Here is a 13437-nt window from a genome sequence, read left to right as displayed (position 1 = left end):
ATCTGTTTTGTCTTGATTTGGCAAATAACGTATTTTTATTTTTACAAAACCCTCTATTCCGAATGATTTTAAAAGGCAAATTCTTACACGATTGGCATCGGCCGAGAGCTGAACGCCTTTCATTCAGATCTGGAAAAAAACCGATTGGGAGAAGGACTTTCCCCAAATTGCTCTATCCGCGAAGGTCACTGTGAATATCGTGGATCACGGGATCATCTACTAAAAAAACGCGTTCCTAAATCGGAACGCATTTTTTTACGTATTTTCAATTGCTGTCCGGCTGCCATTTCCTTCGGCATTAGCAGGGGTGACAATCAATTTCTTCGTTAATCTTGCTTTGAGTTCCGGCACATGAGAAATGATGCCGACTGACAAAGCGTTTGTATGAAGCTTTTCCAATGCCGTGACGACCGTGTCCAGCAGCTCCTGATCGAGCGTGCCGAACCCTTCATCCAAGAAGAAAAACTCAAGCGGATATTTCCCTCTAAGCTGGATCTGTGTGGACAAGGAAAGCGCCAACGCAAGGGACGTCAGGAACGTTTCACCACCGGATAGCGTTGAAACAGGTCTTTTAACACCGCCGTTCGCATCATCTCGGATGACAAATCCATTATACGAGTCCACTTCAATCGCATACCTGCCGCGGGTTAGCTGGGCAAGACGGTTTGAAGCATCAAGGCTTACTTGAACAAGCTGCTCTTCTGCAACATATTCAACAAAGCTGTTGCCTCTGAAGACGGCTTGCAGTTTACCGAGAGTTTTAAGCTGTTCTTCCACTTCTCTTTTTTCTGTTTCAAGCTCATTGTAGCGGACATGTCTCATTTCCAGGTCCTTATGATACTGTCCTGCTTCTCCCATCTTCTGAATGGAGGTCTGAAGCTCTTCCTTAACACGCTGTAAAGAAGCGGTGATTTCATCCCATTGCTCCTTCGTCAACAATGCTCCATTTAATTCATTTGCTATTTTTCGTTTCTCTGATTCCGTCCGTTTGCATTGATCATAATACACATCAATCTCTGACTTCCATGATTTCTGAACCTGTTCAGATGCCATGCATTCTCTTAATTTCTCCAGTGATTCAAACTGCGAAGACTTTCTTTTTTTTTCCCATCCGATAAGACATTCTTCTTTTCTTTGTTCACTTTTTTCTTTTGCATCCAAAGCAGAACGCCATTCTTTATCCTTTGTATGATAATGATCCAAGGCCGCTTTTCTTTGTGCTTCAAGCTGTGTCACTTGTTCCGAAAGACTGCTGAGTTTTTGCTCAGTCTGCTGAAGATAAGCCTCCGCATCCTGTCCGCCCGTAATTCGTTCTGACTTTTCACTTAATCGCGTGTATTCCTGAAGCAGACTGCTATGCTCTATTTCAAGCTTAGTAATGCTGCGGTCGATATCGATGCTCTGTTTTCGGCAATCCTCGATAATTTTTTCTTTTTCTTCAATAAAAGGCACTGCTTTTAGAAGACCTTCTTCTATCTTCTCCCGCTGGGCATCCAGCGACCGTACCCGTTCTTTTTCTTCTTTTACCTGGCCGGGAGGAAGGTCTGGAAAACGCTCTTTCCAACCGGTCTGCTGCTGCTTCAGTGCAGACTCCAGCTCAACAAGCTTCTCCCTGCGTTCCTCTGCTTCATTCTGTAAATTATCAAGCTGTGCATTTACCTTATGTTCAACGGAAGATAATTCATGGAACTCAGAGCGGATCCTTTTCGTTTCATCTTCGATCTGAAGGATGTCCTGTCGCAATCCTTTGACACTCACCTTTGCAGCCTGCAGCTGCTGATTTAGATCTGAAAGGGAATGAAGAGATATCTGCTTTTCTGATGGAGAAGAAATCAGGCCCGCTGCAGCTTCAGATTTCTCTAGAAATTGATGGAGATCTTCGGACATCCGTTCCATCCTGTTTTTCATCAATAGAATTTCATTTTTCAATTCTGCTGAATCCCTTTGTATCACTTTCATCTGCTGGATCTGTCCGGCTGCCTCTTCGTCAGGTTTAAAATGCTCCATTGGATGAGGATGGTCCAGTGATCCGCAAACCAAGCATGGCTCACCGTCTATTAACTGTTCAGAAAGTTTTGCCGCCAGGACTTTCGCCTGGTCCAGCTCTCTTTTAGACACGAGCTGCTCTTCCATTTCCTCGGCCGTATGAGTCATCAGTTCTTGACCATACTGAAGATCGGACAGCTCATTATAAAGTGCAAGAATGCGGTTTCCTGTTTGCTGAATCTTGTTTTCAAGCTGTTTTTTCTTTTTGTTCAGCCGCTCCGATTCGGCTTCGTTTGTACCCAGGAGTTTAATGGTTTTATCAAAGGCTGCATTTGCTTCCCTGAACTGTTTGGCTGTATAGTCCATTTCCAAAGCATACTCAGCTGCACGGTTAATCCTCTCTCTGTCTGCGGAAGAAACATTTGTTGCTTTTAACTGCATTTGCAGTTCATTCTGCCGGTTAATGGCTTTATGCAATAATTCTTCTGCCGCTTTCTGCTGGCTGTGGACCGAACGCTGCTGTTGCTTCTGTTCTGTTAGAATTTGCCTTTTTTCTTGTGCGCTCTTCTTTTTCAAACGCGCTTCTTTTTCCATTTCTATGGCTGTAAGAAGCTGTTCTTTCCTTGCGATCAGAAGCGGTTCTTGGTTCTCTTTTTCTTTTTTTGCTTCTTCATACCTATGATCCGTATCATCCGCCCGTTCTTTCGCCTGATAGGTCTGAACGCGCAGTTCTTCTTCTCTTTTTATATAATAAGCCCATTCTTGCTCGGCCTTTTCAGCGGCATCACCATAGGGCATCAACAGATCTGCAGTCCTTGCGTTCTGCAATTTTTGTTCAAAGGTTTGAATCCTGCCGGCATTTGTTTGAAGCCGTGCTTCTTCCTCTTCCAAAGCTTTCAGCTGTACCTGTGCTTGCCAGATCTGTCTGTTTTTTTCGTAGCTTTGTTCTTGTGCCTCTGTCTCTTTCCTCTTTAAAGCTACCTCTTGCTGAGCTTGATTCCAGGCCATCTCAGCATCCTTGAGGGCTTCCTTGGAGGCATCGCCAAGACCCGCCTGCTCTGCAGACAGATGATCCTTGACCCCTTTTGCCTCTTCCACACGTTTCTTTAATTTCTGGTTTAAACTGTCTCCGTACTTTTCAAGCTGAAACAGCCGCTGAAGCATCTGTCTCCGTTCTGCTCCCTTTAACGATAAAAACTCAGCAAATTTTCCTTGGGGCAGGACAACTGCACGCGTGAAATCTTCAATGGTAAGTCCAAGAAGCTGCTGCACCTGCTGTGTTACATCCCGTTCTTTATCAGCATGGACCACCCAGCTATCATTCTCTTTTTCGAGCAGCCTGCATGTGCTGGTGCGAATCGTGTGCTCTCCCGTCCGCTTATAGTTCCGTTCAATTTTATACCGTGAAGGAGCTGATCCAACACCAAGCTCAAATGTAAACGATACAGAAAGTGTGTCCTCGGCATGGTTCAGTATGCCCTGTGTGCCGCCAGCTGCCCGTTCTACTTTTCCATACAGCGCAAGGGTAATGGCATCAAGAATGCTGGATTTGCCGCTGCCGGTTGGGCCGAAGATTCCGAAGACCCCTCCCCCGCACAGCGTATCAAAATCGATGCTCTGTTTTTCGCGAAAGCTTTGCAAACCTGCCACCTGCAATAAGATCGGCCTCATTCTGCAGCACTCCTTTCCTCTTCTTCATCTGAAATCAGCTCGAGAAAAAAGGACATCACCTTTTCATCCGGAATACCGCCGCCTGTCTGACGTTCGTAAAATTTACTGAACAGCTCGTCGATGGGCAGCTTCTTCTGTACAGCCATTTCCTGTGAAGTGCTGTTTTCAAAAATGGGTTTGATATGAATAATGCCTTTATGGGCTTTTCTGATGTATTGTATATCTTCCATCGCGATGCTGTCCTGCACAGAGATAGAGAGATCCACCCAGGCACTGCTGTTCAGCCCTTCCTCCAGCCAGCGGTAAACCTCTGCTACTCCTTTTGCCTGATAGACGACCAGCGGCTTTCCGCATGTCAGCGGAATCTCTTTTATCTCAGCAGCTTTACCTGGTTCAACATCAACAATAGTGACGGATTTCGTGTGGCCTGCTTCCGAAAAACTGTAACTGAGCGGCGAACCGGAATACCGCGCGGCCGTTTTGGCCCTCTTGACGTTCTGGGGCCGATGGAGATGGCCAAGAGCTACGTATTGTGCAGCTTCCGGCAGTGTTTCAGCCGCGACTGTATAAGCTCCCCCTATATGTACTGGCCGTTCTGAGTCACTCTCGTTGCTGCCTGCAACATATAAGTGGCTCATCGCGATATTGACGCATTCAGGTGAAAAATGGCCCGACATCATTTGAAAATATTTTCCGACCCAGCTATCGTACTCATTTCGTAACTGCAGTTCTTCTCCGGAATCAGAAAGCATTTCTCTTAATCTTGATTCTGAGGGGTAAGGCAAAGCACAGACATTCAATTTCTCCTGTGTGCGCTTAATGCCATATGAATACATTTCCGTCCCAGGCAGCCCGACAAGTGTAATGCCGAGATTTCCTGCAAGGGGTGAGGAAGCGGAAAGACGGTCAGGATGGTCATGATTTCCCGCAATGGCGATCACATGCCGTTTTCCTTTATCGCTCAGCCGTGCCATCGTATCATAAAACATCTGTTCCGCTGCAGCCGGCGGGTTGACTGTATCAAACACATCACCCGCCATGATCACTGCATCTACTTTTTCTTCCTCTGCGATGCTGACCAGTTCATCGAGAAACTGCTGCTGTTCTTCCAGTCTGCTGCGCCCTTCCAGTGTTCTTCCCAAATGCCAATCTGCCGTGTGAAGCAGCCTCATTCTGCTCCCTCCTTTTCTTTCTTTTGCCACTCTATTTCACTTGCAATAAATGGCCTCCGTCAAAGAAATACAAATAACTCTCTTTAACCGGCTTCTTTAAGATCCGCTCTATCGCTTTTCCATATAGCTCCAGCTGCACACGATACCGTTCAAGCAATATCTGCTTCGCTCCATCAAATCCTCCGGCAAAGCGGTTGCTGATGGTATCCGACTTATAATCTATCAAAATAAACCCATCTTCTTCTGCAATCATACAATCGATAACACCTTGTACAAGAATAGTTTCCTTGGCTGTACCCTGCCATGTCAACGCGGCTTCCTCCACGGGGAGCGCCATGCTGAACGGCATCTCTCTTATGATGTTTGGTGCCTGGCTTACCCTTTTTCCAATGTCGGTTTCAAAGAATCTGGAAATGGCGCCAAAGTCAATATGAGCAGCCTGTTCGTCTGTTAAAAGTTCCTTGTTCACCATTTTTGCAAGCAGCTCTTTAATCTGTTCGGGTTCAGCCTGCAAGGACAGATCAATATGCTGCATAACAGCATGCATGGCCGTTCCCCGTTCTGCCGCTGTCAGCGTTTTTTCCTGCATAAACCTAGGCCTGCTCGCATTTGCCGACGAAAAGCCGCCAGCCAACGGACGATCGCTGTACTCATCGAGGAACTGATACTGTTTTTTAATTTCGGTGACCGACTGCTTCGATAAAGTCGCCGTCGATAGTTTGTAGCCATATTCCCAGTTCAGACGCCGTTCTGCTTCTTCTTTTTCCTCAGAACCGAGATCGACAGACTTGTATTCTTTAATAGCTGATAGAATTTCTTCCTGAAGAATTTTTCTGCCTTCGTGTTCTTCTTCATAATCCGCAGCATCAAAGATATCGATCCGCCACTTCGCCGGGTCAATATAGGTTTCGCCTCTTCCATGTTCTGCACTTTGCAAATGGTTTCTCAGATCGCCGCTGTCTTTGTGTCTGATTACCGCGCGGCCAATCCAGTCCAAATAGCTTTTTGCCTGTGAGCGGTCATAGTCCGGGAGAAGCCATTCTTCGCTTCCCAGTGCTTCTCCCCATTGATTGACGGACTTCTCCAGATCGTTGAGTGTCCCCAGCAGATAAAGCTTTTCTTTCGCCCGTGTTAAGGCGACATACAATACCCTCATCTCTTCTGCCAGCAGCTCCATTTTCTTTCTGCGCTGAATCGCTAGCTGCGGAAGCGTAGGATAGGCCACCCTGAATCTCGGATTAATATACCGTGTGCCAAGCCCGAGTTCTTTATGCAGAAGAACGCTCTCCTTCAGGTCCATCGTATTAAACTGTTTATTTAACCCCGCTGCAAAAACAACCGGGAATTCCAGACCCTTACTCTTATGAATCGTCATTACCCGCACGACATCTTCCTGTTCTCCAAGTGCACGGGCCGCACCCAGGTCCTTCCCGCGGTCCTGCATCCGTTCGATAAATCGAAGAAATCGGAAGAGCCCGCGGAACGATGTTTTTTCGTATTGCCTTGCCCGGTCGTATAGCGCACGAAGGTTAGCCTGCCGCTGTTTGCCACCAGGAAGGCCCCCTACGAAATCAAAATAGCCCGTTTCCCGGTAGATTCTCCAAATTAATTCTGCGAGAGAACCTTGTCTCGCGGTTTCACGCCACTGACCGAGCTTCTTCGTAAAGTGCTGCAGCCGGCTGATGATGTTTTCATCTTCTCCGGTGGCGATGTATTCTGTCACTGCGTCAAAATAGGTGCCTTTTTTATCTGCCAGCCGGACAGCGGCCATTTCATCCCCGGTGAACCCTACAATTGGAGAACGCAGTACAGAAGCGATCGGGATATCCTGCAGCGGGTTATCAACGACTTTTAACAGGGAAAGCATAATGTTGACTTCCACAGCTTCGAAATACCCGCTAGAAAGCTCCGCGTAAGAAGGGATGCCCTGGCGCTTGAACTCTTCCAGGATGATGGGAGCCCAGGAGCTCGTTGCACGGAGCAGAATAACGATATCTTTATATTTTACCGGCCTCATGTTTCCTGTTGTCTTATCAAGAACCTGATAAGAGGCATTACTCTCTGTGCCGATCAGCTGTTTAATTTTCTCTGCCATTACCCTTGCTTCAAGCAGTACTGTTTCACTGTCCGATTTCTCGCTTTCACCGGTCGCCTCACCCTCTTCATCAAGTACAGGGGAACTTTTATTGATGAGCAGAAGTTCTGCTTCCACTTTAGCGGTTTCCGGATAATAATTTGCACCAAAAGAAAGTTCAGCTTCCTTGCTGTATGCGATTTCGCCAACAGACTCATTCATGATCTGCTTAAAAATATAGTTAGCAGCATCAAGTACTTCCGAACGGCTCCTGAAGTTTTTGGCCAGGTCGATCCGCAGTCCGTTTCCTCCATCACCCTGCTTGGAAAATTGCTTGTATTTCGATAAGAAAAGTCCTGGTTCAGCCAAGCGGAAACGATAAATGCTCTGCTTCACATCCCCGACCATAAACAGGTTCCCTTGTTCTCCTTTTCCTTTGCTGACCAGCCTGACAATGGTTTCCTGCACGAGGTTCGTGTCCTGATACTCGTCAACCAGAACCTCTACAAAACGGTTTCTGTATTCAAGCGCTGCAGAAGAAGGTACAGGGTTCTCAACTGTTGAAGAAGGCGCGCTCAAGATCTCCAGGCAAAAATGTTCAAGATCCCCAAAATCAAGCAACCCCTTTTCCTGCTTTTCTTTTAAAAAACGGCGGCCAAACTCTTGAACCAGTTCTGCGAGATATTTTACAACCGGGGCCATCTCCTGCAAGTGAATCACATACGACTCCGGCGGCCTGCTGAACAGATCTTCTTTAATTTGAGAGACTTTCTTTTTTACCTGGTCCCGCATCTTCTTTACTTTTTCTTTGAGAACAGGATCCACCTCTTTTCCGCGCACCTGTTTCATCGTTGCAAAAGCACCGGATTGAAACACGTCATAAAGCTCTTGCCAGGATAAGACTGCAGCGGCTTCAAGGCGCTTTACAAAAACCAGATCGTTTTCAATCGTTTCTCCGTATGCGGCAGGTCCTTCAGGAGACCGTGCTGTGTCAAGTGCACGTTCAAGCACGGTTCCTAAGCCTTTCAGCTGCATCGCCACATCTTCCAGCAGCTCTTTCGTCCAAGGCAGATCATCGATTATCGCCACTTCACCAGCATCATACTGAGCCGCCATTTGCTGCAGCCATTGTGCCGGTTCAGGATGGCTTCTTGAAAAATCATAGAGCTTTAGAATAAGGCGCTGCAGTTCAATATCATTCCGATCTGAACTGTATGCATCAACCACATCAAAGAACGCATGGCCCTCTCCCTTGCTGTACTCTTCTTCAAACAGATTTTCCAATACTTCCTGCCTGATTAATTCTGCTTCGGTGTCATCGGCAATCCTAAAGCCCGGATCCAGATCGATCTGATAATAATACTTTCTCAGTACTTCAATACAAAAGGAGTGAAGCGTGGAAATGGAGGCTTTATTCAGCAAACCGAGCTGCCTTCGCAGATGGAGCGAGGCCGGATGCAGAGAAAGCTCTTTTTCAATCGCATCTCCTATCCTTTTTCGCATCTCAGCAGCGGCGGCGTTTGTAAATGTAACGATGAGCAGTCTGTCGACATCAGCGATTTCTTTTCTGATCATCGAAATAATCCGCTCAACAAGCACGGCTGTCTTTCCCGATCCTGCTGCAGCAGCAACAAGAATATCCTGCCCTCTCGATTGAATCGCTTGCCACTGGTCATCTGTCCATAAGCTGTCTGCGGGCTTTTCTGCTATTTTAATCATCGCTGCTTCCTCCTTCCTCGTTCATTTTGGCTAATATATTCTCATCACTTTCGTCTTTTAACAGCCTGTATTGATTTTCTTCGAGCGACTGGTCGAACTGGCATACCGAACGATAGGAGCAGAAGGTACATGGCACTTTACTTTTCATTTGATAAGGGGAGATATCTATGACCCCTTCCGTAATGTCTGTGCCGACATCCTTAATGACCTTTCGAACATAATTCGTCATCGTTGAAAACTCTTCCTCGGTTGCTACAGATGAGTGAGTAGGATGAAAACCTTTCGAAGTAATGGAAACAGGTATGATATCTGATTTCTTTTCAAAGACCGTATCCATCAATTGCACCGTCTCAGTATCTGCCAGCACCAAGCCTTTCATCTTGAACTTCTTGTAAAGTTCGTGCTGCACCTCTTCAAGCGTCAGCAGCTTTTTGTTTGAAACTAATGGGTTATGGATGTGGAAATACAGAACACCGGCCGGGTGTGCTTCCCTTCCGAGCCATTGTTTGGAGTGGCTGATGACAACATCAAGATACGTAAGCATCTGCAGGGCGATCCCATAATAAACTTCTGAGAGGTTTAACCCTGTCGAGCTTGATTTATAATCAATGATTCTTAACATCAGTCCGTCTGACCCTTCGGCGGAATCCACACGGTCAATTCTTCCGATAATCTCCATGGTTGTGCCGTTTGGCAATTGATATTTAAGCGGCGGAAGGGGCTGCTGTTTGCCGAACCCCAGTTCAAGGCCGATTGGAGCAAAGCCGCTGGCTCGCGCATGCTCGCTTAACATATGGGACGCTCTGCCGACAATATCCTTTAATTTGCTCTTTATATATAAATGGCGTTTCGTACTGAGCAAGATCTGGCTCTGAAGTTTTAATGCGAGGCTTTCCACCATGTCTCCCGCAATGCGGTAACAATCCTTCATGGAAAGATCGCGCCAGCTCATGTGGTTGGAGCCCAGAAAATCATCCATGTTCTTTAGAGCAGCATGAAACAGCTGACCGATATCAGGTGCTTCCAATCTATACAGCTTTCTTTCCTGTAGCTTCAGCCCATAGGAAAGAAACTGTGAAAAAGGACATGACTGGTGCAGTTCCATCCTTGAAACGCTGGCCGTAATCTCATTTCCGTATAACTCTTTCGTTACAGCCGGTGTGAGGTTGTTTTCCTGATTAAAATAAAATAGACTTCCCAGCACGGTTTCTCCCAGCCATTTCCACCTATCCTGAACGGTAGCCCAATTGTAAACATCCCACCAAACCCCTGAGATGGGATAGCCTTTCTTCCATTCACGCAGCTGGGTATTGAGATAGGAAATCGCCTTTTGAGGATGCTGGATATAAGCCAAATCGTTGCCGTTTTCCGGATCGCTTTGAATCAATTCTTCTTTAAGTCCAGGGAACAGTGATTTCACCCTGCCGATCACCATGGAAGGAAGCAGATTCTTCCCCTCCTCATCTGCCAGCGGATAAGAGATATACAGCTTGTCTGTGGCATTCGCCAGTGAAAGATAGATGAGGAATTGTTCATCTAAAAGCTGCCTTCTTGAACCAGGAGCAAGAGGCAGGCCGTTCTTTTCAAGAACATTCCTGTCATCTTCTGAAAGTATTCCTTCCTCCTTCGGCTTTGCCGGCAGAATCCCGTCATTGACACCCAATATGAAGTGGCATTTTACGCCTGAGTAACGGGAGCGGTCCATCGTTCCGGCGAGCACCTGATCGAGGGCAGGAGGTACGAGGGCAAACTTTAGGCTTTCTAAGCCTGTATCCAGCATTTTGATCCATAGATCAAGCTTGATGCTTTCTTCACCCGTAATCTCTACCATCTCATCTAGAAGCTCTACGACTGCATCCCAGACCTGATCATGTTCTCGCGCAATCCTGAGCTTGCCTTCCTGCTGTGCTCTTTGACTGAGACGTTCAAGCTTCATCGGGATATGCAGACGTTCAAGATAAAGAAACAGCACCTCACAGAACCCCCGGACATTGTCCGCGTTTTTCAAGTCATGTGAAAGTTTGTCCAGCGGAGACGCAACCATATGCCTGACTTCGTTCAGCCGCTCCTGCTTTTCTTTTTCCTCATCTGTCTGGACGAATTCATGTTCTTCCAGCGCCTGAAAACGCTGCACCTTCCACGGCTTCTTCTCTATCCAGCGATATCCCTGAATGCCGTATGCGAGCACAAAATTCTCCAGTTCATCCATTTCATGGCGAAGTTCTGCCCATGAAAAATCACTGTCTACAGGATAAAGCAGATCTGTTTTTACAGCACGGAAAACCGATTCGTACCGCCAGTTGCTTGTCACAGCTTCCAGCGACGACCGTATCAATTCAACGAGTGGATGGTGAAGCATCGGTTTCTTCTGATCTAAAAAGACGGGAATTTCATATTCCTCAAAGACCGTTTCAATCAGTTCGTAATAATCATTCATGTTTCGAATGGAGAGGGCGATCTCCCTGTATCGGTAGTTTTCATCACGGACAAGGCGGATGATCTCCCTGGCAGCGGCCTCGATTTCCGTTCTCCGATTAACGGCAGATTGAACAGAAATACCGTTTGGCGCATCAAATTCCATAGCTGGCCTGCGGTCGAACTGGCTTTCTAAATGAGCCAGAGACGGTGTACCGCTGAACCTTGGCGTTTTTTCCAGAATAACCGGCTCTCTTTCAAACACACCCTCTTCCTGTGCTATTTTTTTAATGGAGAGAAGTGTATTTTTCGGAGTATAGAACAGATCAAGCTCATGGGGATGTCCAGCACTTTCGTATGAATCAAGAGTCAGGGCAACTGTTACATGATCTGCATGTTTCAGCAGCATCCGAATGACTTCAAGTTCCTGCAGCGTGAACTGGTGAAAACCGTCTATGTAGAATTCAGCCTCTTTTATATACTCTGAATAAGGAATCTTCTCTGCCAGCAGCCTTAAATAATCCTCGGTATCCACGTATTTATGAACCAATGCTTTTTCTAATTCTCCGTAGATCAGGGCGAGGTCCGTAAGCTTGTCCTGAAGAACAGTTCCTTTTGCGTCGCTGTTAAATTGCAGCAGCGTCTGAGCGTTCCAGTCGAGCTGCTCGGCATCCACGCAGTATCGCTTGAATTCAGTGATCATATTTTCCATAAGTTCATAGAATCCATTCTGATCTGACGCTTTTTTAAATACCTTTAGATCCTGTTTTTTGTTTTCTATTATTTTTCTGAGCATCATGTTCATTCCGACACTTGTAATATGAAGTCTGGTCATCCCTCCGACATCACCGAGGACTTTCCATGCCAGACGGGAAAAACTGAACACCTGGGCACGCATCATTCCTTCGAGGCCAGGTGTCTTTGCCAACTCATATTCGGATTGAAATGTCATCTGATCGGGCACCAAATAGATAATGGGTTTTCCCTCCGGATTTGCAAAAAGAGACTCTCTGATCTCGCTTAAACTGCGGTCACTCTTTCCGCTTCCGGCTCTTCCAAGAATAAAGCGCAAACTCATATCCTCACCTCTGTCAACCTAATAATCTTAAACCTATTATCTCATAAAACAGTATGTAAAAGAATGATAACGACTGCAGAAAAGCCTGCCTTTAACTGGAACAAGGCAGGCACTGAACATTCTATTCATTATTGCTTTATGTTTCTTTTATTCATGTACATTCTTTCATCCGCAAGACGCAGGTAATGATCAATATTGTCAACCGCATCCGCATGAAGGCAAATGGTTCCATAGGCCAGCGAGACCTTTTCATTCCACGAACGCAAATACAGATCAATCTGGCCGGCCAGCTTATAGGCCGTTTGTTCAGTATGGCCGGGAATCAAGAATACAAACTCGTCGCCTCCAAACCGAAAGCCGAGATCCATTTTCAGCTTTTCCGCAAAGAAAGCGATCTGCTGCAGCAGCTCGTCTCCCATATGATGGCCGAACTGGTCATTGATCTCTTTAAAATCATTGATGTCCATCATAATCAGTGACAGTGGATATTGGCCCCTTTTTGCCTTCAGGACCTCTGTTTCCAGGCAATGATAAAAGTAGCGCCTGTTATATAGGTTTGTTAATGGGTCTCTGATGCTCAGCTCTTTCAGATCGGTTACTTGCTTTGAAAAATAACCGCTTAAAACCCCGATCATTAAAGAATTGGCAGCATGTCCCCATCTCTCCAGGAAAAACAGTTTGTTTTCAGCTGTTTCTTCCTTAATCAGGTTCTGAATAACACTGTTGCCCGCCTGCCTCAGACTCTTTGCTAAAAGAGGAAGGAGCTGATGGGGGATAGCCCTTTGCCCGGCAAAATCATGTCCCTGCTTGAAACCCCGATCTTCAATTCGTTCCATGCAGGAGTTAAATTCTTCATTATGTATAAAAATGCCTTTTATCAAGGCAGTTAACATCCATTTAAGATGCATCTGGTATTCTGAATCTGTATAGGTCAGGAAGGGAACAAACAGTTCATTCTTTTCCAGATGAAGAAGGTGCCTCTCGATAATGCTGGGAATGGATTCGATATGAAGGTTATAAAGACGGCTTTTGAGGTCGGCAATGTCCGTTTCTGGCATAGGTTGGATCCCTCTATTCAATATAGTATTTAAGAAGTGACCGGCTTTAGAACAAGATGTATTTGGCCGAACATAACAAAAAAGCCATCTCCCCTGCAGGGAAATCGCTCTTTCCCCTTTGGCAACCCGGCTGCCATAGTTTTTACAAACATTAGGCCCGCGGCTTTGCGTCCCACCTTTTCAGATGGTTTGCTCTGAGACAAAGGTCTCTTCTATTTATCCAATATAGTAATTATATACCATATAACCTATTTTTACCAACAT

At 46.1% G+C, this 13437-nt stretch carries 5 protein-coding genes and 1 riboswitch; all 5 genes read right to left on the bottom strand.

Features of this window, described 5'->3' with window-relative positions; all coding sequences use genetic code 11:
- Positions 1-255: 255 nt before the first annotated feature.
- Entirely contained in the window at positions 256-3657 is a 3402-nt protein-coding gene (locus tag M1K46_RS07295) for an SbcC/MukB-like Walker B domain-containing protein (protein ID WP_256225529.1), read from the bottom strand.
- The gene (locus M1K46_RS07290; RefSeq protein ID WP_256225528.1) at positions 3654-4829 is read right to left on the bottom strand and encodes a metallophosphoesterase family protein; all 1176 of its coding nucleotides are present in this window, start codon (positions 4827-4829) and stop codon (positions 3654-3656) included. Before M1K46_RS07290 ends, M1K46_RS07295 begins: the two co-directional genes overlap by 4 nt.
- A 31-nt stretch (positions 4830-4860) precedes the next feature.
- Positions 4861-8622 carry a helicase-exonuclease AddAB subunit AddA gene (gene addA / locus M1K46_RS07285; protein ID WP_256225527.1) on the bottom strand — a complete coding sequence of 1254 codons (3762 nt, stop codon included), beginning with the start codon at positions 8620-8622 and terminating at the stop codon, positions 4861-4863.
- Positions 8615-12115, bottom strand: coding sequence for a helicase-exonuclease AddAB subunit AddB (addB, locus tag M1K46_RS07280; protein WP_256225526.1), 3501 nt, complete (start codon positions 12113-12115; stop codon positions 8615-8617). The genes addA and addB overlap by 8 nt, the downstream gene beginning before the upstream one ends.
- Before the next feature lie 128 nt (positions 12116-12243).
- A complete protein-coding gene (locus M1K46_RS07275) occupies positions 12244-13173 on the bottom strand; it encodes a GGDEF domain-containing protein (RefSeq protein WP_256225525.1) in 930 nt (309 codons plus the stop codon).
- Positions 13174-13290: 117 nt separating this feature from the next.
- A riboswitch (cyclic di-GMP riboswitch) is annotated at positions 13291-13377 on the bottom strand.
- Positions 13378-13437 lie beyond the last annotated feature (60 nt).

This window comes from Fictibacillus sp. WQ 8-8 (assembly GCF_024494405.1).
In the GTDB taxonomy this organism is placed as follows: domain Bacteria; phylum Bacillota; class Bacilli; order Bacillales; family Fictibacillaceae; genus Fictibacillus_C; species Fictibacillus_C marinisediminis.
This window is presented reverse-complemented; position numbering and strand designations above follow the sequence as displayed.